Here is a 20,342-nt window from a genome sequence, read left to right on the forward strand (position 1 = left end):
AATGCCGCCGTTAACAGCGAAGCTGTGCCCGGCCAGGCGCATCCGGAGCCATGCCGATGAATGCTCCCGTCAAGATCGTTGCGAAGTCGAAGATCTCCGAGTGGAAGGGGCTGGACCGGATCGGCCTGCTCGTCCACGGCATGAAATGCATCTGGCGGGAGCAGGAGAAGGACGACGTCGGCATCGACGGCGAGATCGAGCTCTGTCGTCCCCGCTCCGACGGAGACGGCGCGATTGCCACCGGCAAGATCGTCAAGGTCCAGTCCAAGTCAGGGTTGAGCTTCGTCATTCGGGACACGGACGAAGGCTTCGCCTCCCCGGTCGCGGAGAAGGACCTGCACTACTGGCGCGGCTTCAACCTGCCGGTCATCTACATCGTGTACCACCCGGACGACGACGCGCTCTACTGGAAGGACGTCAAGGCCTACCTCCGGGACAACCCGGGCGCCCTGACCGCCCCGCACCGGATCGAATTCTCGAAGTCCGAGGACCGCTTCGACGGGGACGCCTACCCGGCGCTCCTCGCCCTGTGCGAGGCCGCTCCGGAACGCGTGTCGATGGAGGTCGGCGAGACGCTCTACACCAACCTCCTCAGGATCGAGCGCCGTCCCGAGAAGGTCTGGATCGCCCCGGTGCTGCCGCAGAAGCAGTTCGGGTTCCATGACCGGCTCAGCGGCATGATCCCGCCCTACGTCTACAAGGGCGGGCTCATCCATACGCTCTCGGACCCCTCGGACGGGGAAACCGCGTTCGCGGGCGTGATCGACGCCGGCGGGGTCGAGGAGATCGATCTGGAGGACTGGATCGCCCAGGGCACCGAGTATGAGGTCGACCTTGCCCGGCTGATGAACAGCCTGATCCACCGGCACCTCAGGGGGATCGGGCTCAGCTACGAGAAGCGGCCGCGCCGCTACTTCTACAATCGCGGCCTGGCGGTCGACGCCCCGATCCAGAAGCGATGGACCAGCGCCCGGACGAACCGCACGCAGCCGCGCACCGTCGCAAAGCACTACGAGTACGGGAAGCTCAAGTTCTTCCGGCACCAGGCCCTCGACTACGGCTTCGAACGGTTCGGCGACCTCTGGGCCATCGCGATCCACCCGCAGCTCATGTTCACCACGGACGGCAAGCGGCCGTGGGAGGGAGAGGCGGCCAGGTCATACGCGATCTCGGCGCGGGTCGAGGAATACAACGACGCCTACCTCAACAACATCCTGTTCTGGGCCCACCAGATGGCCGGCGGGCATGAACGATTCGATCTCAAGATCGGGGACCAAGCCGTCGCCACGGCGAGCGGCATCCCCCTGACGGCGGAGGCGGCCTTCAGCATCCAGAGCAATCCGGTCCCGGTTCGCAAGCGACCCAAGGGGAAGTGAGATGTCGGTCACCATCGAGTACATCCGCGAGCCCCACCTGGAGTTCGGCGGCCACTTCCTCCACCCCGACAAGAAGACCGGGCTCGCCGAGACCGGCCCCTTCGGGCGCACGGACCCCGCCCTCCATCCGACGCAGATCAGGGTGGGCATCGTCGGGACCCGCGCCACCGCCGAGCTTTGCGAGCGCTGGGTGGACGAGTGCCGGCACTACATCGAGACGACCAAGACCCAGCGCCGGACCGTGCCGGCCGGCTCGCCTTCGCTGCCGGAGGAGGTCGACGAGGACGTGATCGTCGAGGCCCTCGTCAAAAGCCTCACCCCTGACTTCGTGGGCATGTCGGCGGAGAGCAGCTTCGCCACCTCGATCCTCACGGCCGAACGCTGGCGGGCCACGTTCCAGGACCGGGAGGCGCGGCTCATCGCCGACGGGGACAACCCAATCCAGCGCGTCGAGCGGGCCACCGACCTCATCGCCGAGCACATCGAGCGCATCGCGACCGTCTCTCCCGCGCCGGATGTCATCCTGGTGGCGATGCCGGAGGTGCTCCTCGAAAACTCCTCCACGGCGCAGCTCGGAAACGGGGGCTGGCTCAACCTGCGCCGCGGGCTCAAGGCGCGAAGCATGAAGTGGGGCGTCCCGATCCAGATCCTGAGGGAAGATACCCTAAGCGGGAAGAAGCCATCCCTACAGGACCGGGCGACGCGGGCCTGGAACTTCGCGACAGCGCTGTACTTCAAGGGCGGTGGAGTTCCTTGGCGCGGGCACGGCCGCGGCACCGACACTTGCTACGTCGGGGTGACGTTCTACAAGGCCGAGGACGCCCAGGGGCGGATCGTGATGCGGACCGGCGTCGCGCAGGCCTTCGACTACCTCGGGCAGGGTGTCGTGCTGCGCGGCGACCCGTTCGAATGGGACGTCGACGAGCACGGCAAGACCCCGCACCTCACCCAGGCCGGGGCCGCCGATCTGATGAGGAAGGTCCTCACCGAATATGAGAAGATCAGCCGCCTGCCGCCCAAGCGCGTCGTGGTGCACAAGAGCTCGCGCTTCTGGGGGGCCGAGCATCGGGAGTTCAACGAGCTCGCGGGCTTTTTCGAAGGCATCTCCGCCGTGAACGCCCGCGCTGAGATCGACCTGGTGACGCTCGACCGAAGCCGTGTGCGCCTCGCCCGCATCGGGCGCTATCCCCCGGTTCGCGGTACCTTCGCGATGGTCGATGATGCCTACCCCATCCTCTACACCCACGGCTTCACGCCGTACTTCGACACCTATCCGGGGGTCCACGTCCCGGAACCGTGGACCATCCTTGAGAAGCACGGCGACAGCGGCCCAAGGGAGCTTGCGGCCGAAATTCTCGCCCTCACGAAAATGAACGTTAACAACGCCGCCTTCTCCGACGGGGTCCCGATCACGATGGCCTTCTCGCGCAAGGTCAGCGAGATCCTGAAGCAGGTGAGCCCGGAGATGACGGTTAGGTCGGAATACAAGTTCTACATGTGAGGCGGATACCGCGACGGGGGACGCTCCATCGGTGCCGTCGAATTATCACTCGACGGGCCTAAGCTTTCCAAGTGAGCAAGGATGTACATGAAGGAGGTTGATCAGAACGACTGGGCCTTCATCCGTGACGGGGATGATGACGAAGAACTGGTAACCTACGGCGTGGGGCCCTGCATCGCGGTCGCAATTATCAATCGGACCAAGGCTTGGGCCGGTCTGCTCCACTATGACAACATACATCACAAGACGTCGGAACTTGAGGGCTTTCTAGCCGAGGCGACGGACTCGTGCGACAGCGGCGACGACGTCGAAGTTTGCTACGGCGGAGGAGACGCTAGCGATCCGATAACGCGTCAGGGTGTCGGACAGGCGCGGGCAGCCGTAAAGGCAGTCGTGCGCGCGGTCTTCCCTTCGGCGAACCTTCCGATGTGGCTGGACGATGGCGGCGCCTACAACGTGACCCTCACGAAAAACCCGCCGGAGATCCTGTTCGAGTTCGAGCCTGCAGGCTGAGAAGTGTTTCCCGGCACGGATTCTTGACCTTGCCACGGTGGGAAGCCCCTCTGGTCGGGACGTCATCCAAGGAAGAGCGTCATCGTCCGCTTGAAGGTCGAGAAGATGGGTTGCGGCGGCTGCGCCAAGTCCGTGACCAGTGCTGTGCAGGCTATCGAGCCTGACGCCCGGGTCGAGGTCGACCTCGGCGCCAAGCTCGTCACGATCTTCGGGGCCGAAGGCCTGGCCGACCGGATCGCCACCGCCATTTCCGCTGCGGGCTACCCCGCCGTGCCGGCCTGAGGCGCGGCGCAACCAACCGGCCTGTTCGCTGTTCCTGACACCGTCGGCCGGGGTTTCGCGCCGGCCCGGAATTTGGCATCCTGGATTCGTGACGTTCTGGCTCGCCCTCCGGCGGCTGCTCCCGCTCCTGGCGGTTCTCAGCCTCGCCCTGACGCCGGTGACCGCTTCCGCGGCCGCCGCGGGCATGCACGCCTCCATGACGGCACAGGCCCACGGCTCGCACGGTGCGATGCCCGCCATGGACCACGCCGGCATGGACATGACCGGGATGGGCATGGACGACATGCCCTGCTGCCCACCCGAGAAGGCGGAGAAGCCGGATTGCGCCAAGGGGGGCTGCCCGCTGATGGCGCTGTGCCTCGCCAGCGTCGCATCACTGGTGCCGGCCACGGTGCCCGTTCCGGCGCCAGTCGCGACGCGCGCCGCGCTGGCTTGGCCGGACGTTGCTTCCTTCGCGAGCCTGCACGGAACGCCGTTACCCGAGCCTCCCCGAGCCTGAACCCGATCCGCCGGCGCCCGCGCCGGCACGGTGACGCGCGCCCGCACGTCGCCATCCATCGCGTTCAGGAGACATCACCCGTGACCAAGAACCCCTTCGCGCGCGCCGTGCCGGCCGCGCTGCTCGCCGCCGTCCTGTCGGCGTCGGCGATGACCGTTCCCGCCCTGGCGGACATCAAAGACTACCGCTTCGAACTCATGCAGCAGGAGGCGAAGGTCGGCGAGGCCGTCGTGGCCGTGCGCCTCGTCGACAAGCGCAGCGGCAAGCCGGTCCCCGACGCCGTGATCTTCGCCAAGCGCCTCGACATGGCGCCCGACAGCATGGAGGAGATGGTCACTAGGATCGAGCAGGTCCCCTCGACCGAGCCGGGCGTCTACCGCTTCAAGGCCAAGCTCACGATGGCCGGCGGCTGGCGCCTGTCGCTCGGGGCCAAGGTCCAGGGCGAGACCGGCACGGTCGAGGACAAGCTGGTCTTCCAGGCCGTCAAATGAGCCGCGCCGCCTGGGCGGCCGGGGCCTTCGCCGCGCTCGCGGCGGGGGCCGTCGGCTACGGGGCGGGGCACGGGGACGTCCCCGTGCCAGCGCTCGTGGAACGCGCCCGTTCCGAGTTCGGCCCCGCGCTCGCCGAGCGCGCATGGACGGCGTTCGCGCACTGGATGACGGCCTCGAAGCCCGGCCCCAGGGCTCCCGCCCCCACGACCGCGCCGTCATCCGGGCCGGTGGTTTACTACCAAGACCCGGACGGGAAGCCGGTCTACTCAGCGTCGCCGATGGTCACCGAGGACGGGCACGAATTCCGGGCCGTCCGGGCGAGCGAGGATGTCCGCTTCGACGACCCCGGCGAGGGCGAGGCCGTCTCCACCGACATGGCCGGCCACGACATGCCCAAGCATGGCATGACGCACGGCGACGGGGCCAAGACCGCAGGCGGCGACCGGCGCGTCCTGTACTACCGCAACCCGATGGGGCTACCGGACACTTCGCCGACGCCCAAGAAGGACTCGATGGGGATGGACTACATCCCCGTCTACGCGGGCGAGGACGAGGCCGGCGTTGTGACGGTCTCGCCGGGCAAGGTCCAGCGCACCGGCGTGCGGACCGAGGTGGCGGAGCGCCGGGTGCTGTCGCTGCCGGTGCGGGCGCCGGGCAGCGTCGAGGAGGACGAACGCCGCATCTCCGTCATCGCCATGCGCACCGACGCCTACATCGAGAAGGTCGAGCCGGTCACCACGGGCGACCACGTCCACAAGGGCCAGCCGCTGCTGCGCCTGTTCGCGCCCGAGATCAACGCGGTCGCGGCCCAGTACCTGACCTCCATCGGCTACGAGGGCGGCCGGCGGCGCCTGGAGAACCTCGCCATCCCGCCGGAGGTGATCGACGAGATCGAGCGCACCCATAAGGTGCCGCCTTCCATCACTTGGTCAGCGCCGCGGGACGGGGTCGTGGTCGAGCGCAACGTCTCGGACGGGATGAAGGCCAAGTCCGGCGACGTCCTGTTCCGGATCGTCGACCACACCCGCGTCTGGGTGCTGGCCGACGTACCGGAGCGCGACCTCGCCGGGGTGGCGGAGGGGCAGAAGGCGACGGTGCGGGTCCGGGCCTTTCCCGACCGGACCTTCTCCGGGACCGTGACGCGGATCTACCCGCACCTGATGGCGGAGACCCGGACCGCCCGGCTGCGCATCGAATTGCCGAACCCCGACGGAGCGCTGCGCCCGTCGATGTACGCCGACGTCGAGATCGCGACCGGCGACGCCAAGCCGGTGGTGGCGGTGCCCGACGACGCCGTCATCGACACAGGCGAGCGCCAGGTCGTGCTGCTCGATCACGGCGAGGGGCGCTTCGAGCCGAAGGCGGTCAAGGTCGGCCTACGCGGCCGGGGCTACACGGAGATCCGCGAGGGCGTCTCGGCCGGTGACCGGGTGGTCACGGCGGCGAACTTCCTGATCGACGCCGAGAGCAACCTGAAGGCGGCGCTGCAGTCCCTGACAGCCCCGAAGGACGACCGGCAGGCGGCAGGCACGGGGGCGACGCCATGATCGCGCGCCTCATCGGCTGGTCGGCCCGCAATCTCGTCCTGGTGCTGATCGGGACCGTGTTCGCGGTCGCGACCGGCGTCCTAGCGCTGCGCACGCTGCCGCTCGACGCCATCCCCGACCTCTCGGACGTGCAGGCCATCGTCTACACCGAGTATCCGGGCCAGGCGCCCCAGGTCGTCGAGGACCAGGTCACCTACCCGCTGACCACCGCCATGTTGACGGTGCCGAAGGCGAAGGTGGTGCGCGGCTTCTCATTCTTCGGCGTATCGTTCGTCTACGTGATCTTCGAGGACGGCACCGACCCCTACTGGGGCCGCTCGCGCGTGCTGGAATACCTCAACGGCGCGGCGAGCCGGCTGCCGGCGGGGGTGACGCCGACGCTGGGTCCCGACGCGACGGGCGTGGGCTGGGTCTACCAGTACGTGGTGGTCGCGAAGGAGCGGACGCTCGCCGAACTCCGCTCCCTGCAGGACTGGGTCGTCCGGTTCGGGGCCTCACGGGCCGAGGGGGTCGCCGAGGTCGCGGGCGTCGGCGGGTTCGTGAAGCAGTACAACGTGGTCGTCGACCCGAACCGCCTGCGCGCGCAGGGCATCAGCCTCAACAAGCTCAGGGACGCGATCCGGGCAAGCAACGCCGACGTCGGCGGCCGCACGGTCGAGCTCTCCGAGTTCGAGTTCATGGTCCGCGGCCGCGGGTACATCCGCAGCGTCGCCGACATCGAGAACGTCGTCCTGAAGACCGCGGGCGGCACGCCGCTGCGGGTTCGTGACGTCGCCCGGGTCGAGCTCGGGCCGGACGAGCGGCGCGGCATCACCGAGATGAACGGCGATGGCGAGGTCGCCGGCGGCATCGTCCTGCAGCGCTTCGGCGCCAACGCCCTGAACGTCATCGAGGGCGTGAAGGCGAAGCTCGCCGAGGTCGCGAAAAGCCTGCCGGCCGGCACCGAGATCCTGCCGGTCTACGACCGCTCGCATCTCATCGACGCGGCCATCGAAACCCTGCGGGGGACGTTGGTCGAGGAGAGCGTCGTCGTCTCCCTGGTCTGCATCGTCTTCCTCCTCCACGTGCGCAGCGCGCTGGTGGCGATCCTGATGCTGCCGGTCGGCATCCTGATGGCGTTCGCCGGCATGAAGGCGCTCGGGATCGGCGCCAACATCATGTCGCTCGGCGGCATCGCCATCGCGGTCGGCGCCATGATCGACGCCGCGATCGTCATGATCGAGAACGCCCACAAGCACCTGGAGCGGGCTCCCCCTGGGAAGCCGCGGGTCGAGGTCCTGGTCGAGGCGGCGTCCGAGGTCGGGCCCTCGCTGTTCTTCTCGCTCCTCGTCATCACGGTGAGTTTCCTGCCGATCTTCACCCTGGAGAGCCAGGAGGGCCGGCTGTTCGGGCCGCTCGCCTACACCAAGACCTTCGCCATGGCGGCGGCCGCGCTCCTGTCGGTGACCCTGGTGCCGGCCCTGATGGTGCTGTTTGTGCGCGGGCGCATCGTGCCCGAGCACCGCAACCCGCTGAACCGGCTCCTCATCTGGCTGTACCGCCCGCTCATCGCCGGCGTGCTGCGGGCCCGGGTGATCACCATCCTTTTCGCCGTGGGCGTGCTGGCGGCGACCGCGTGGCCGGCCCGGCAGCTCGGCTCCGAGTTCATGCCGGAGCTCGACGAGGGCAGCCTGCTCTACATGCCGACGACCCTGCCGGGGATCTCGGTCACCAAGGCCGGGGAGCTCCTCGCCACCCAGGACCGCATCATCAAGTCGTTCCCGGAGGTCGCGTCGGTCTACGGCAAGGCAGGGCGAGCCAACACCGCAACCGACCCGGCGCCGATGGAGATGTTCGAGACGGTCATCGCCCTGAAGCCGAAGGCGGAGTGGCGCCCGGGCGTGACGCTGGCGAGCCTCAAGGCGGAGATGGATGGGGCCCTGCAGTTCCCGGGCGTGTCCAACGCCTGGACGCAGCCGATCCGCGCCCGCATCGACATGCTCTCGACCGGCATCCGGACGCCGGTCGGCATCAAGGTGCTGGGCACCGACCTGAAGCAGATGGAGGGCGTCGCCCGGCAGGTCGAGGCGGTGGTCCGGAACGTGCCCGGCACGTCGAGCGCCTATGCCGAGCGGGTCATCGGCGGCTACTTCCTCGACATCACCCCCGACCGGGAGGCGCTGGGCCGCTACGGCCTGATGGTCGGCGACGTGCAGGACGTGATCGCCACGGCGCTGGGAGGCCAGGCCGTGACGAACACGGTTGAGGGTCGCGAGCGCTACACGGTGAACGTGCGCTACCCGCGCGCCTTCCGCTCGGACCCGCGGGCCATCGCCGACGAGGTGCAGGTGCCGTTGCCGGCCGGCGGCACGGTGCCCCTGCGGGAGGTCGCCAAAGTCGAGTTGACCCGAGGCCCGACCTCGATCCGCACTGAGAACGGGCAGCTCGCGGTCTACATCTTCGTGGACATCGCGGGCCGCGACCTCGGCGGCTACGTGGCCGAGGCGCGCCAGGCCGTGGCCGACGAGGTCAAGCTGCCGCAAGGCACGACCCTGCAGTGGAGCGGGCAGTACGAGTACCTGGAGCGGGCCGAGGCGCGCTTGGCGGTCGTGGTGCCGCTGACGCTGCTGATCGTGTTCCTGCTCCTCTACCTGAACTTCCGGCGCCTGACCGAGACGCTCATCGTCATGCTGTCGCTGCCCTTCGCCCTGGTCGGCGGGGTCTGGCTGCTCTGGTGGCTCGGGTTCAACCTGTCGGTGGCGGTGGCGGTCGGCTTCATCGCGCTCGCCGGCGTCGCCGCGGAGACCGGTGTGATCATGCTGGTCTACCTCGACCATGCCCTCGACGAGGTCCGGGCTGGGTGCGACCGCGACGGCCGTGCGCTCACGCGCGCGGACCTGCGGCGGGCCATCATGGTCGGCGCGGTCGAGCGGGTACGCCCGAAAATGATGACGGTGGTCGCCATCATGGCCGGACTCCTGCCCATCCTCTGGAGCACCGGCTCGGGCTCCGAGGTCATGCAGCGCATCGCCGTGCCCATGATCGGCGGCATGGTCTCCTCGACGGTCCTCACCCTGGTCGTGATCCCGGCGGTCTACGCGCTGGTGAAGGGATGGGGCCTGCCGCCGGCCCATGCCGTCGCGCCCCAGGCGGCTGAAGAGGACGTGCGGCTGCCCGAAGCTGCCGAGTGAGTGCGAACGGGAGACGACGATGAGGAGAGATGCGATGCCGTCACGACGTGCGGTGCTGGCGGGGTTGGTGGCGGGGCTGGCGCTCGAACGGGGCGCCTTGGCGGAGGGCCTGCCGGCGGTCGCGGTGACCAAGGACCCCAACTGCGGCTGCTGCGAGAAGTGGGTCACCCACCTGCGCGAAGCCGGCTTCACGGTCACGGTGACCGAGGGCCCAGTGAACCCTGTGAAGGCGCGCCTCGGCGTGCCGCGGGACCTCGCTTCCTGCCACACGGCGCAGGTCGGCGGCTACGTCGTCGAGGGCCATGTCCCGGCCGGCGCGATCAGGCGCCTGCTGGCGGAGAAGCCGCAGGGCACCGGGCTGGCGGTGCCGGGCATGCCGGTCGGGTCACCCGGCATGGAGGTCGAAGGCATGGAGCCGGACACCTACGAGGTCGTGCTGTTCGGCCCCGAAGGCCGGTCTACGTTCGCGCGCTACCGGGGCGGGGAGCCGACCTGAGCCCACAACGGGTTCTGCATCCAGGCATCGCCGGCGGTCCGGCGGCGGACAAGACGGCTGCCGTCAGTGCTGCTCGTGCACGCACTCGCCATGGTCGGCCAGCACCTCGATGATGCGGCATTCACGGACGTGTCCGCCCGAGCATTGCTCGACCATGGCCTGGACCTCCTGCCTCAGACCCGTGAGCCGCGCGATCCGGTCGTCGATGTCGGCGAGATGCTTGCGGGCCCTGACGCCCGGTCACCAGGGCCGCACCGGTCGGCGGCGATGCCCGCCGAGGCTGCCAGCGCTCACCCGTAATACCCGAACGCGTCCGCGAACCCGCTCCGGCCTATTTCGGTCACGGTGACGGCCCGTCCGTCCCTGGCCCGATCAATCCAGCCGAGCTCCTCGCAGCGGCGGCACAGCGCAGCCCCGAGGCGACCGGCGAGGTGCGGGCGCCGCTCGCTCCAGTCCAGACACGGACGGCAGAACATACGCTTGCTCCGAGCGGCGGGCTCGACCGACACCCCGAACTGCGCGAGCCACGCGCGGCCGGCCTCGGTCGCCTCGCCGGCCTCTTCGCCTAAGACGATCAGGCCGCGCGACACGAGCGCGTCGGCGATGGCGACACCGAGACGTCCGGCAAGGTGGTCGTAGCAGGTTCGGGCCGCCCGCAACTCCGGACTGACCCGAGGTGTCGCGCGTGGCTTGGCCGCCCCCGGTCCCGCGGCCGCCACCACCAGGATGGTCTCCAGCATCCGGGCGACCTCGGGCGAGGCGAGCCGGAAGTATCGGTGGCGGCCTTGGACGGCGACGCCCAGCAGGCGCCCCTTGACCAGCTTCCCGAGGTGGCCGCTCGCGGTCTGCGCCGTGACGCCTGCCGTGTAGGCGAGTTCCGTGGCCGTCAGGGCCCGGCCATCGAGCAGGGCCGTGAGGATATTGGCTCGTGCGGGATCCCCGATCAGGGCGGCGGTTCCGGACAGGCTGGCGGCGGTCGTCATCGCATGACCATAGGCCTCTGACGTTCGCCGATCACGACCGAACGCTTCGGTCGCGGCCGAGGTCGAGGAACTCCGTCCGGTCTGATTGGGCGCTTCGGATCGGGCCGCTGGCGTCGTGCCGCGAACTCGCCAGGGTCACGCCGACGGCGACCTTGTCGCTCGCACGACGAGGTCATCTACCGTGTTGGCCGAGCTGCTCCGATAAGCCCTTGGACCAGACGACCAAGCCCGCCTTGGCCACCGCCGCCGCATTGACGACCTCCGGCTCCAAGGTGCCGGAGATGCTCAGGATGGCGCCGGATTTCCGGGCGAGGAAGTTGGGCAGGAGCGCCTGCGTAAGCTGCCGGTGACGGTCGAAGTTGAGCGTCATGCCCTCGGTCCACTGGTCCTCCGGCGCATCGATGGACATCGGACGGCTCCCGCCGGCGTTGTTCACGAGGATGTCGACGTGCCCGAACGCCTCCAGGGCCGCTTTTGCGATGCGCTGCGGGCCGTCCTCCGCCACGAAGTCCTGCTCGAAGGAGACAGGCGCGGTTCCCCGATCATGCTGGATCTCGCTCGCGAGGCTGGAAAGAAGCGCAGAGTTCCGGGCGGTGGTAAACACCCGGACGCCCTCCGCAGCCAGAGCCTTGACGATGGCGCGCCCGAGCCCCTGGCTCGCGCCGGTGAACAGCGCCGTCTTGCCGTTACAGTCCTAGGTCCATGGTGGACTCCTGCCGTTGCCAAAACTTGGCGCGGCGCGCCGGTCAGCGCGCTCGCCACGCGGCTGCCACTCAGGCGTTGACGACGATCTTCCCGACCTGCTCGTTGCTCTCCATGAAGCGATGCGCCTCGACGATCTCGTCGAGCTTGAACGTCCTCGCGATGACCGGCTTCAGGGCGCCCGAGGCGAGCCCCTTCACGATGTAGGCCTTCGCCTTCTCCAGGCGCGCCGGGTCCTTGGTAATCTCGAACAGCTGGTAGCCGCGCACGGTCAGGTTCTTGCCCAGCAACGGCATCACCGGAACCGCGAGCGGGGCCGTATCGAGCGCGCCGTACTGGAAGAAGATGCCGAGGTAGCCCAGCGCGTCCAGGATCTTGGCGACGTCAGGGCCGCCGACCGGGTCGAAGGCGACCTGAGCACCTTTGCCATCCGTGAGGCGGCTGACCTCGGCTACGAGGTCCTGCTCCTCGGTGGCGATGACGTGGGCCGCCCCATGCTTGAGGAGCTCGTCACGCTTGTTGCTTCGGCGCGTCAGGGCGACCGGCACCGCGCCGAGCGCCTTCGTAACCTGGATGGCGGCGAGGCCCACGCTGCTGGAGGCGGCGCGGATGAGCACCGTCTGGCCGGCCTGGACGTTCGCGATGTCCACAAGCGCGCCGTAGGCGGTGGTGAACATCATCCAGGTGGCGGCGGCTTCCTCCCAGGACAAGTTCTCCGGGTGCTTCACCACCCCGAAGGCCGGCGCGTTCACGAGCTCGCCGTGCAAGCCGTACTCGCCGAGCATGAAGCAGGGCACGACGCTCACCGCGTCACCGACGGCGAAGCCGGTGACGTCCGGCCCGACCGCTTCCACCTTGCCCGCCGCCTCGTAGCCGAGAATGGCCGGGAAGCGCGGCTGGGTCACGTACTGGCCGGTCCGGAACATGACCTCGGCCCGGTTCAGGCCCATGGCCTTGACCCGGATCTGGACCTCTCCGGCCTTCGGCGCGGGCACCGCGACGTCCTCGACCTTGAGGACCTCGGGGCCGCCAATCTGATGGAAGCGAACGACGCGGGGCATTGGACTTCCTTCGCTGTGGGCAATTGCGGATGCCCCGAACGTAGCGACACCTGACTGTTCCGATAACGCGCTAAATCCTGCGCGCGGTGGTGAGCGGAACAGAGCAATGCGAGGCAGCGAGCTCGGCGAGTTAGCGACCTTCCTGGCGGTCGCCCGGCATCGCAGCTTCCGCAAGGCCGCGACCGAGCGCGGCGTCGCCTCGTCCGCTGTCAGCCACGCGATCCGAAGCCTGGAGGAGCGCATAGGTGTCAGGCTGCTGCAGCGAACCACCCGAAGCGTCGCGCTCACCGACGCGGGGGAGCGCTTCCTCGCCGACCTCGCGCCGGCCTTCGAGCAGATCGAGAAGGCTCAGGAAGGCCTGAACACGTTCCGGGCGACGCCGTTCGGGACGGTTCGGATCAACCTACCGACGTCGCTCGCACCCTTCTTGCTGCGGGACGTTCTGGCGTCCCTCGTCGCGGAGAACCCGGGCCTGCGCCTCGACGTCGTGGCGACCGACCGCCTGATCGACATCGTCGAGGAGGGCTTCGACGCCGGCATCCGGTTCGGCGAGGTGCTGTCGCGGGACATGGTGGCGGTGCGGATTGGGCCAACGCAGCGCTTCGCCGTGATCGGCTCACCCGACTACCTGGACCGGCATCCGGCGCCGGAACATCCGCGGGATCTCAGGGATCATGTCGGCATCCGCTATAGCTTTCCCAGCGGCAGGATCTTCAACTGGCGGTTCGAACGGGACGGCGAGGCCATTGAGGTCGAGGTCGATGGGCCGCTGACGCTCGACCACCAGGAACTGATGGTCGAGGCGGCACTGAAAGGCGCCGGACTGGCCTATGTCTGGGAGGATCGCGCAAGGCCCCATCTCGAAGCCGGCACGCTGCGTCGAAGCCTCGAACGCTGGTGCCCAGTGATGGACGACCTGTTCCTCTACTATCCGAGCCGACGGCACCTGTCCGGTGGCCTCAGGGCCCTGATCGACCGGCTGAAGGTCTGACGCGAACCGCGCCAGCCATTATGGAGTTGGACGTGCGCCAGTTCGGTTTCGCTGCCGGAGCGGCGTTCATGCTCGCTGCGGGCGGGGCATGCGCGGCCGGGGACGTATCGTTGGCATCCTGCAAGGGATGGAATGGCACCGTAGTCGAACGTGACGGGATCGACACCTCGCGCGCCACCATGCGCGGCATCATCACTGAGGCCGAGCCAAGGAGATGAGGCAGCTCATCCCAGCGACGGGATCGGGCAGAACATGCTGCGCAGCACGACCGTCGCATCCGTGAAGTTCTTCACGTCCGCCATCACGCGTTCTGTCTCTGGTGCGGCCAGCGCCGCATCGACGTCACCAGGCTCCCGGAACCGATAGACGCCTATCGAAAGCCAGCCGTCACCCTCGTCGGCAGGAAAGAACGCGTCGGCCGCTTCGAGGCCATATCGACCCCAGCACTCCATCGCCAGAGCGAGGTGCTTGGTGGCGTAGTATTCGCGATCAAAGCGCGTGCGAGCGTCACCTGCACATACCACGATCATCCGCGTCATCGACGGCTCTCATTCATCGGATCAGGCACGGGCTTTCAGGCAGGAGTCTGCTCGTCGTGCCGGCTTCAGACCGAGCAAACCCCTCAACTCTGACGGACGCCGTTGATCGTGAACTCGGCCATCGCGGACCAATCCCGCTCCGCGAAACCGCCCTGGACCGTCTCCGTCATGCGCCGATGAACAGCCTCAAGCATCGGCAGGCTCCGGCCGGCCTTTTCGGCCGCCTCTGTCGCAAGGCGCAGGTCCTTGAGGCCGAGGCTTGCCTTGAAGCCCGGCTCGTAGGTGCCGGCTGCGATGTTCGCCGAGTACACTTGGTAGGAACGGCTTCCGAACAGGGTACCGAGGATCAGCTCGAAGAAATGATCTCGGGCGAGGCCGTTCGCCTCGGTGAGCACGACAGCCTCCGCCATGGCCTCGATGGCCATGGTGATCATCATGTTGCAGGCGATCTTGGCGGCGTTGGCGGTCGGCGCCTCAGGCCCCATGTCCCAGATCCGGCCGCCGATGACCTCCAGGATTGGACGGGCCCTGTCGACCGCCTCCGGTGCGCCCCCGGCCAATACGTTCAGTTCGCCCTTCGCGGCCACGTCCGGGCGGCCGAGCACCGGTGCTGACACGTAGCCGAGCCCGACCGCCGTGTGCGCCGCGACGAGCTCCCGGGCGAACGCGACGGATATGGTCGAGCAGACCACATGCACCGGTCGGCGGCTAGCTGTGCGAAGCAGGCCTTGGTCCAGGACGACGCTGCGGATGGCCTCGTCGTCGGAGAGCATCGTCATGACCGCATCCGCCTGAAATGCCTCAGCCGGGGAAGCCACCATGTCGACGCCTTCGACCGTGCCGCCCGATCTGTTCCAGGCCTTCACCGCATGGCCGCCTGCCGCCAAGTTCCGCGCCATCGCGCGGCCCATCGCGCCGAGCCCTATGAAGCCGATGTCCATGTGCGTGCTCCCGCCGTGTATTGCACCCGTGAGCGACAGGTCCCGCCCAGGTCTTGCGACCGCTCGGACGCGAGGTAGTCCGTGCCGCGTCAGTCACACGCATCCCCGCGCTGCCGAGGCCTCACAGGGATGCGCGCACGTCCCTGAACTCGCTCACGCTCTCAAGCTGCGCCGCAAGACGCAGGATCGTGGACTCCGCGAACCAACTGGAGACGAGCTGCACGCCGACTGGCAATCCTTCCGCACTCGTACCGAAGCGCAAGGTCATCGCCGGAAGGCCGGTTAGGTTGAAGGGTACCGTGGCGCTCACGATATGTCGCGCCGGTAGGTTCTTACCTCCAATGACCAGCTCGGGCAGTCCATGCTGCGTCGCGGGGACCGGCGTGACCGGGCAGAGGAGAACGTCGTAGCAGTTGAAATACGCGACGAAGGCATCCTTCAACCGTTCCACCGCCTGGTGGGCCTTCACGTACTCGGCCGAGGCGACATCCGATCTGCCGAGGACGGCTTCGCTGGTCCTGAAGAGCGGTCCAAGCCAACTCTCCGTGACGCGCCTGAACTCCGGCTTGACCTCGGCGCCGAACAACACTCCGGAGAGCGCGACGCCGTCGCTCGCCTCCAGCGTCGGGATACGTACCGGCTCGACAGCGCATCCCAGCTCTCGCAGGCTACGAGCGGCAGCCTCCACCGTCGTGGCGACGTCAGATGCGACCGGCCCGAAGCCGGGTTCCGTGAGCCAACCGATCCGGATCTGCCTGCCGTTATCGGCGCCGATCCCCAGGTCGAAGCCCTGCGGGTGCATTGCGTAGCCGTCCACGCCGTCAGGGCCGGCCATGATCCCGTAGGCGAGCGCGACGTCGCGAACGCTCCGTGCCATCGGGCCGATATGCCAGAAGCGGCGAGGCACCTGCGGCCAGTGTCCGGTGACGGGGATGCGTCCGTGGGTCGGCTTGAGGGCGATGATGCCGGTGTGGGCGGATGGCCCCCGCACTGAGATCGCCACGTCGCTACCGATGCCGACCGGCGACATACCGGCGGCGATGGCAGCTGACTCGCCTCCGCTCGACCCGCCGGGGGTACGCGTGAGGTCCCACGGATTATTGGTGCGTCCGGTCAGCGAGTTGTCGGTCTCGGTCCAGAAGGCGAACTCCGGAAGATTTGTCTTCGCCAGAAGGATGGCCCCGGCGCTCCTGAGCCGTGCGACGCTGGTTGCGTCCGTTTGCGGGACCCGACCCGCGAACACGTGCGAGCCAAGCTGCGTCGGTACGTCGGCGGTATCGAGGGAGTCCTTGACGGTGAACGGGACGCCATGGAGCGGCCCGAGCTCGGCGCCGGCCATGACCGCGATCTCTGCAGCCTTTGCGGCGGCGAGAGCCTGTTCGGCGGCCAGGGTGACGACGGCGTTCAGGCGGGGGTTGACCGCCGCGATGCGAGCCAGGTGCGCGTCGACCACTTCCACGGGAGAGACCCGGCGCGACCGCACGAGGGCAGCCAACGCTGTGGCATCCGCGCTGATGAGGTCATGAGCATCCATGCCGACTTCCAACGAGAGCGGTCCGTCGACCGCAATTGGATCTATCTGCCACTTGATAGATAGAATGGCGTACTCAAATGCGTCGTCAACCCCTATCTATCACTTGGTCAGCTGGATTTGACGGTAACGATGGACAGGCGAGAGGCAATCCTGGCTGCTGCGCGCGCGACCGCGCAGGCCCACGGCTACGTAGGCTTGAACTTCCGCGACATTGCGGCGGAGGTCGGGATAAAGAGCGCGAGCATCCATTATTACTTCCCCAGCAAGGCCGACCTCGGCGCGGCGGTCGCCAAGCGCTACTGGGAAGACTCTAAGGGCCGGCTTGAACGGCTCTGGGTGGAGACCCAGGATCCGACCGCCTGCCTCGCACGGTATCCGGCACTGTTCCGGAGAGCATTGGAGAACGACAACAGGATGTGCCTTTGCGGCTTCATGGCCGCAGAACATGACGACCTTCCGGAGCCGGTTCAGGCGGAGGTTCGCACCTTCGCCGACGTTCAGGTCACTTGGTTGGCGAAGGTCCTGGGTGCAGCCAATCCAAGCATGGAGGCTCCTGCGGTCGAGCAGCGGGCGCGGGCCATCTTCGCAGCCGTTGGTGGCGCACAGGTCGTCGCTCGATCATGTGCGGATGTCGCCGTGTACGACGACATCATCGCTGGCTACCGTGCAAGCGGCCTTCTCCCGACGAGCAGTTGAGATCCGATTTTTCGACCGGTTCGGTTCAATTTCAACGTGAGCCAGCCGGGACATGGTGCTCCCCTCGTTCTTGGTGCCGGGGGGCTACACCTCAAGCGCTCGGCTAGACGTAGGCTAGTCGGTGCGTATTGTTCTTCGATGCGGCTCTCAGATCGGCGAGGCAGCTGCGGGCCGGCCGCTTATCCAACTGGTTCGGACTGCGGCGGAGACGCCCGACGGGGCCGCCGCCGACATCATGCTGACGGTCGCTACCTGTCACAGGGTCAGGATCCTAGAGATGCAGGGCCAGTTCGCCGCGCTGAAGAAGGTCTACTCAGAGCGCTACCATCGCGAGGCATGACGATGGGCCAGACCGTCAAACGCAGGCAGAGTTCGTCGAATTCCGGGCAGGCGGCCGCTCGGTCTCGGTAAGTCGGCCCACGGCCAATCGACCTCACACGTTCTTCTCTGCGCCGCAGGCCTGATGGCATCGGCAATCGTCGGTCCTGTTACGGCCAAGCTGAAACCAACCGCGCGTGGGTTCATTGGTTGGGACAATCTATCACACGTTAAAGTGAGCACGGGGCTGGCGGGACAAGCGCCGCCTCGGGACGGGAACCCATGCGCCAATGTGATTTGCGGCACCCTGATATTTACTCGGCGACCCAAGATCCTTGCCTTCACGGGCTCGGCCACGGGTTAGAGGATGCCTATTCGACCTTGGTGGACGACAATCTGCCGGAGGACTGGAGCCGATTGATCGCTCGGCTCGCCGAGCGTGTCGATCACGTGGAACAATCCGAGGAGAACTGATGCGGAAGATCACCCACGCCGCCCCGCTGGTACTCGTGGTCGACGAAGACCAGGCCATGATGGCCGAGGCCGAGACGCTTCTGGGCGAGACGGACCTCGACGTGATCACCTGCGCCAGCGGGGAAGCAGCGGTCGAGGTGCTGCAGCGCTGCGGCGGCGACGTCGTTATGCTGCTGACCACCGCGACGCTGCAGGGCGAGGTCGACTGGCATCAGCTCGCGAAGGCGGCCGGCAGGATCCGCCCGGGCATACGCGTGGTGGTGAGCACGGATACGCCCAAGTCGTGCCGGAAGCTGGTACCGGGGGAGACGGTCTACACCCGCTGGCCTTGGTTGCCACTCGACATCCTAGTGCAGGCCCACGCGGCCCTGCAGGAGCCACAGCGGAACGCGGCCTGAGCCGCGGCGTCTACGCGGCCGGGTTGGACGGCCCGATTGGACCGAGGTTCGCCCCATCACCCAGGACGCGGCGTCCGGACATGATCCGCTGCAGGGTCTGCCTGTCAGCACCGTCGAGCCGGGCCTCGTCCTCCATGCGCCTCAGCCGCTCCACCATCAGCCCAACGGCCGCATCCTGGGCGTCGGTGTCCTCGGCCAGGGTCCGCACGAGCCAAGTGATCTGGTCGTCCGATTGATCAGTCAATCTTCACGCAGAGGTTGAGCTGAGCCGCTTAGCGGCTGGCGGCAGATAGGCATCCAGGCCAGGGAACGCAGCGGCACCGCGTGCGGCCAGATGCCCGAACCTTGGCCGGGGAACCTCAGGCCAAACACGACTCTAGGGCGCGCGGCCACCCGAGCCCGTTAGGCCAAGGGTGCAACCGACGTAGAGATCGCCGCGTACGCCGTCATGCCGCGCCGGATAGATGGCTGCCCGCCACCTCCCGGAACGAGGTGAAACGGTCCTGCACGTCGAGGAACACGCTGAGCGTGCAGCGCAAGCCGCCAGCGGCGAACTTAAGCCGAACCAAGCCGCCGAGCTCCCCGCTGACGCCGCCGGTGATCAGGCGGGTACTCCGACGTGGACATTCCTGGAATGGGCGGGGTCGTGCTCGCGGAGGAGCTTCGCCGACGCTTGCCGGTGGTCGTGACCTCAGTCACGGCCGCGTCTGCGGCCAGGACGCCTCGCACGGGTTCGACTTCTTGCACGAGCCGCACTTGGCCAAGCAAATCTCGCGCATGCCGGGCAAGGTCTCGGGGGCGCGCGGCAACGTCATCGCTTGGTAGGCGCGGCGAACGGCCAGAGGCATGAGGACGGACGCGACTTTCCCGGTCCTGGCTGAAACCTTCCTGGGCGAGCCTTCGTACAGGCCGGCATACGCCCGGCCTGGGCGTGGCGCGGGGCCCGGCTTCGGCGCCTGAAGACCCGCGCCCAACGACCATCGACCAGAGCTATTTTATTTGTATAATCAGGAACTTGCAGCGCGTTTGTCGTCTTGCCTCCCTGTGCGAAAGGGGATTCCTTCCCCGTACAGGAGACAACGGATGAAGACCACCACCATCGCTCTCGCCGCCACGGTGCTCGGCAGCCTCGCGCTCGGAGCTGGCGCCGCCTCGGCCGCCCCGATGGGCCCTAATGGCCTTCAGGCCGGCCCGGCAGGCGTCACCCAGGTCCGCATGATGCACGGCGACCGGATGATGATGAGGAAGCGCATGATGCACCGGAAGATGATGCGCCGTCACATGATGAAGAAGCGCATGATGCACCGCATGTAAGCGGGCACCTGAAACGCGGCGTACCGGCCCCGGGGTCGGACGCCGCTCTGGCGCTCTGCGCCATAAGGGTCCCGGTCGTGGAGCTTCCGGGGAATGCCATGTGCGATGAGACGCCGTGAACGCGTTCCTTTCTGGCCTAGCGGATGGATGAAGTTCTCCGTCGGTTGCGGACGCAGCACGTCGGAGCCTGCACGCGGAACGCGACCCGGGCCGAGAGCGGAACAGGGAGGCCCCAGCCGCGCCGAGGCCGCGCAGGTCATCGGCCAGGGCGACGGCGGCTCCGTCGGCGCGGCTAATGCCCCGTCATCGGCGAGGGGCCTGCGCCGCGAAGGCGCGCCACCTCGGCCTCCAACTCCCGTTCGCGCCTGCAGAGCCGCTCGACCTCTGGCTCGCTCACGGACGTGCCCCGCCCCTGGTCGAGGGCGCCGCCGGGCGGGGCATTGCGGAGATGATGGGCGGGAACGTGAACAAACCGGGCGACCGACAAGGGCGGAAGGTGGCATCCCACCCGCCGAG

The 20,342-nt window shown here is 67.9% G+C and carries 21 protein-coding genes and 1 pseudogene; 13 read left to right on the top strand and 9 right to left on the bottom strand.

What is annotated here, in order from left to right:
• The first annotated feature begins 56 nt into the window (after positions 1 to 56).
• The 9 genes from ACS5RC_RS02980 to ACS5RC_RS03020 all read left to right on the top strand — a co-directional run bounded on the left by ACS5RC_RS02980 (position 57) and on the right by ACS5RC_RS03020 (position 9,875).
• Positions 57 to 1,376 carry a DUF4365 domain-containing protein gene (locus ACS5RC_RS02980; RefSeq protein ID WP_478342320.1) on the top strand — a complete coding sequence of 440 codons (1,320 nt, stop codon included), beginning with the start codon at positions 57 to 59 and terminating at the stop codon, positions 1,374 to 1,376.
• A gap of 1 nt (position 1,377) precedes the next feature.
• A complete protein-coding gene (locus ACS5RC_RS02985) occupies positions 1,378 to 2,877 on the top strand; it encodes an argonaute/piwi family protein (RefSeq protein ID WP_478342321.1) in 1,500 nt (499 codons plus the stop codon).
• 87 nt (positions 2,878 to 2,964) lie between these two features.
• The gene (locus ACS5RC_RS02990; RefSeq protein ID WP_478342322.1) at positions 2,965 to 3,390 is read left to right on the top strand and encodes a hypothetical protein; all 426 of its coding nucleotides are present in this window, start codon (positions 2,965 to 2,967) and stop codon (positions 3,388 to 3,390) included.
• Positions 3,391 to 3,471: 81 nt separating this feature from the next.
• Positions 3,472 to 3,672 carry a heavy-metal-associated domain-containing protein gene (locus tag ACS5RC_RS02995; RefSeq protein WP_478342656.1) on the top strand — a complete coding sequence of 67 codons (201 nt, stop codon included), beginning with the start codon at positions 3,472 to 3,474 and terminating at the stop codon, positions 3,670 to 3,672.
• A gap of 88 nt (positions 3,673 to 3,760) precedes the next feature.
• Complete coding sequence (locus tag ACS5RC_RS03000) at positions 3,761 to 4,171, top strand: hypothetical protein (protein ID WP_478342323.1); 411 nt, start codon at positions 3,761 to 3,763, stop codon at positions 4,169 to 4,171.
• Between the two features lie 80 nt (positions 4,172 to 4,251).
• Positions 4,252 to 4,662 (top strand): FixH family protein, encoded by a 411-nt coding sequence (locus ACS5RC_RS03005; RefSeq protein WP_478342324.1) that lies wholly within the window; start codon positions 4,252 to 4,254, stop codon positions 4,660 to 4,662.
• Positions 4,659 to 6,209 carry an efflux RND transporter periplasmic adaptor subunit gene (locus ACS5RC_RS03010; protein ID WP_478342325.1) on the top strand — a complete coding sequence of 517 codons (1,551 nt, stop codon included), beginning with the start codon at positions 4,659 to 4,661 and terminating at the stop codon, positions 6,207 to 6,209. Before ACS5RC_RS03005 ends, ACS5RC_RS03010 begins: the two co-directional genes overlap by 4 nt.
• Positions 6,206 to 9,379 (top strand): efflux RND transporter permease subunit, encoded by a 3,174-nt coding sequence (locus ACS5RC_RS03015; protein ID WP_478342326.1) that lies wholly within the window; start codon positions 6,206 to 6,208, stop codon positions 9,377 to 9,379. The genes ACS5RC_RS03010 and ACS5RC_RS03015 overlap by 4 nt, the downstream gene beginning before the upstream one ends.
• Positions 9,380 to 9,398: 19 nt before the next feature.
• A complete protein-coding gene (locus ACS5RC_RS03020) occupies positions 9,399 to 9,875 on the top strand; it encodes a DUF411 domain-containing protein (protein WP_478342327.1) in 477 nt (158 codons plus the stop codon).
• 63 nt (positions 9,876 to 9,938) lie between these two features.
• Here the strand turns inward: ACS5RC_RS03020 and ACS5RC_RS03025 are convergent.
• From ACS5RC_RS03025 to ACS5RC_RS03040, 4 genes and pseudogenes are all read right to left on the bottom strand, one after another.
• Positions 9,939 to 10,103, bottom strand: a pseudogene (locus tag ACS5RC_RS03025) (MerR family transcriptional regulator); the annotation flags it as partial.
• 62 nt (positions 10,104 to 10,165) lie between these two features.
• The gene (locus ACS5RC_RS03030; protein ID WP_478342328.1) at positions 10,166 to 10,858 is read right to left on the bottom strand and encodes an ArsR/SmtB family transcription factor; all 693 of its coding nucleotides are present in this window, start codon (positions 10,856 to 10,858) and stop codon (positions 10,166 to 10,168) included.
• Positions 10,859 to 11,030: 172 nt separating this feature from the next.
• Entirely contained in the window at positions 11,031 to 11,531 is a 501-nt protein-coding gene (locus tag ACS5RC_RS03035; RefSeq protein WP_478342657.1) for an SDR family NAD(P)-dependent oxidoreductase, read from the bottom strand.
• A 100-nt stretch (positions 11,532 to 11,631) separates the two neighbouring features.
• Positions 11,632 to 12,621 (bottom strand): zinc-dependent alcohol dehydrogenase family protein, encoded by a 990-nt coding sequence (locus ACS5RC_RS03040; protein ID WP_478342329.1) that lies wholly within the window; start codon positions 12,619 to 12,621, stop codon positions 11,632 to 11,634.
• A 106-nt stretch (positions 12,622 to 12,727) separates the two neighbouring features.
• Here ACS5RC_RS03040 and ACS5RC_RS03045 point away from each other — a divergent pair, with 106 nt between their 5' ends.
• Positions 12,728 to 13,612, top strand: a complete 885-nt coding sequence (locus ACS5RC_RS03045; protein ID WP_478342330.1) for a LysR family transcriptional regulator — start codon at positions 12,728 to 12,730, stop codon at positions 13,610 to 13,612.
• Positions 13,613 to 13,836: 224 nt separating this feature from the next.
• Here the strand turns inward: ACS5RC_RS03045 and ACS5RC_RS03050 are convergent, their stop codons facing one another.
• From ACS5RC_RS03050 to ACS5RC_RS03060, 3 genes are all read right to left on the bottom strand, one after another.
• A complete protein-coding gene (locus ACS5RC_RS03050) occupies positions 13,837 to 14,151 on the bottom strand; it encodes an EthD family reductase (protein WP_478342331.1) in 315 nt (104 codons plus the stop codon).
• 83 nt (positions 14,152 to 14,234) lie between these two features.
• Positions 14,235 to 15,092 carry an NAD(P)-dependent oxidoreductase gene (locus ACS5RC_RS03055; protein ID WP_478342332.1) on the bottom strand — a complete coding sequence of 286 codons (858 nt, stop codon included), beginning with the start codon at positions 15,090 to 15,092 and terminating at the stop codon, positions 14,235 to 14,237.
• A gap of 121 nt (positions 15,093 to 15,213) precedes the next feature.
• Positions 15,214 to 16,626: an amidase gene (locus ACS5RC_RS03060; protein ID WP_478342333.1), complete on the bottom strand. Its 1,413-nt coding sequence runs from the start codon at positions 16,624 to 16,626 to the stop codon at positions 15,214 to 15,216.
• Between the two features lie 129 nt (positions 16,627 to 16,755).
• On the opposite strand from ACS5RC_RS03060, the gene ACS5RC_RS03065 reads away from it, so the two are divergent.
• Both ACS5RC_RS03065 and ACS5RC_RS03070 read left to right on the top strand, forming a co-directional pair.
• Entirely contained in the window at positions 16,756 to 17,322 is a 567-nt protein-coding gene (locus ACS5RC_RS03065) for a TetR/AcrR family transcriptional regulator (RefSeq protein ID WP_478342334.1), read from the top strand.
• Between the two features lie 791 nt (positions 17,323 to 18,113).
• Positions 18,114 to 18,512 carry a response regulator gene (locus ACS5RC_RS03070; protein WP_478342335.1) on the top strand — a complete coding sequence of 133 codons (399 nt, stop codon included), beginning with the start codon at positions 18,114 to 18,116 and terminating at the stop codon, positions 18,510 to 18,512.
• Between the two features lie 10 nt (positions 18,513 to 18,522).
• Here ACS5RC_RS03070 and ACS5RC_RS03075 read toward each other — a convergent pair whose 3' ends face one another.
• Both ACS5RC_RS03075 and ACS5RC_RS03080 read right to left on the bottom strand, forming a co-directional pair.
• On the bottom strand, positions 18,523 to 18,756 hold the full coding sequence (locus ACS5RC_RS03075; RefSeq protein WP_478342336.1) for a hypothetical protein: 234 nt from the start codon (positions 18,754 to 18,756) through the stop codon (positions 18,523 to 18,525).
• 202 nt (positions 18,757 to 18,958) lie between these two features.
• Positions 18,959 to 19,081, bottom strand: coding sequence for a hypothetical protein (locus ACS5RC_RS03080; RefSeq protein WP_478342337.1), 123 nt, complete (start codon positions 19,079 to 19,081; stop codon positions 18,959 to 18,961).
• 514 nt (positions 19,082 to 19,595) lie between these two features.
• On the opposite strand from ACS5RC_RS03080, the gene ACS5RC_RS03085 reads away from it, so the two are divergent.
• Positions 19,596 to 19,826 carry a hypothetical protein gene (locus ACS5RC_RS03085; RefSeq protein WP_478342338.1) on the top strand — a complete coding sequence of 77 codons (231 nt, stop codon included), beginning with the start codon at positions 19,596 to 19,598 and terminating at the stop codon, positions 19,824 to 19,826.
• Positions 19,827 to 20,342: the final 516 nt, after the last annotated feature.

The sequence above is a fragment of the Methylobacterium sp. HJ2 genome (assembly GCF_056431005.1).

What these genes read in the sequence shown, in the direction of transcription:
- ACS5RC_RS02980 (WP_478342320.1), top strand. Translation starts at nt 57, where the DNA reads ATGAATGCTCCCGTCAAGATCGTTGCGAAGTCGAAGATCTCCGAGTGG.
- ACS5RC_RS02985 (WP_478342321.1), top strand. Translation starts at nt 1,378, where the DNA reads ATGTCGGTCACCATCGAGTACATCCGCGAGCCCCACCTGGAGTTCGGC.
- ACS5RC_RS02990 (WP_478342322.1), top strand. Translation starts at nt 2,965, where the DNA reads ATGAAGGAGGTTGATCAGAACGACTGGGCCTTCATCCGTGACGGGGAT.
- ACS5RC_RS03010 (WP_478342325.1), top strand. Translation starts at nt 4,659, where the DNA reads ATGAGCCGCGCCGCCTGGGCGGCCGGGGCCTTCGCCGCGCTCGCGGCG.
- ACS5RC_RS03015 (WP_478342326.1), top strand. Translation starts at nt 6,206, where the DNA reads ATGATCGCGCGCCTCATCGGCTGGTCGGCCCGCAATCTCGTCCTGGTG.
- ACS5RC_RS03020 (WP_478342327.1), top strand. Translation starts at nt 9,399, where the DNA reads ATGAGGAGAGATGCGATGCCGTCACGACGTGCGGTGCTGGCGGGGTTG.
- ACS5RC_RS03030 (WP_478342328.1), bottom strand. Translation starts at nt 10,858, where the DNA reads ATGACGACCGCCGCCAGCCTGTCCGGAACCGCCGCCCTGATCGGGGAT.
- ACS5RC_RS03040 (WP_478342329.1), bottom strand. Translation starts at nt 12,621, where the DNA reads ATGCCCCGCGTCGTTCGCTTCCATCAGATTGGCGGCCCCGAGGTCCTC.
- ACS5RC_RS03045 (WP_478342330.1), top strand. Translation starts at nt 12,728, where the DNA reads ATGCGAGGCAGCGAGCTCGGCGAGTTAGCGACCTTCCTGGCGGTCGCC.
- ACS5RC_RS03050 (WP_478342331.1), bottom strand. Translation starts at nt 14,151, where the DNA reads ATGACGCGGATGATCGTGGTATGTGCAGGTGACGCTCGCACGCGCTTT.
- ACS5RC_RS03055 (WP_478342332.1), bottom strand. Translation starts at nt 15,092, where the DNA reads ATGGACATCGGCTTCATAGGGCTCGGCGCGATGGGCCGCGCGATGGCG.
- ACS5RC_RS03060 (WP_478342333.1), bottom strand. Translation starts at nt 16,626, where the DNA reads ATGGATGCTCATGACCTCATCAGCGCGGATGCCACAGCGTTGGCTGCC.
- ACS5RC_RS03065 (WP_478342334.1), top strand. Translation starts at nt 16,756, where the DNA reads ATGGACAGGCGAGAGGCAATCCTGGCTGCTGCGCGCGCGACCGCGCAG.
- ACS5RC_RS03070 (WP_478342335.1), top strand. Translation starts at nt 18,114, where the DNA reads ATGCGGAAGATCACCCACGCCGCCCCGCTGGTACTCGTGGTCGACGAA.
- ACS5RC_RS03085 (WP_478342338.1), top strand. Translation starts at nt 19,596, where the DNA reads ATGAAGACCACCACCATCGCTCTCGCCGCCACGGTGCTCGGCAGCCTC.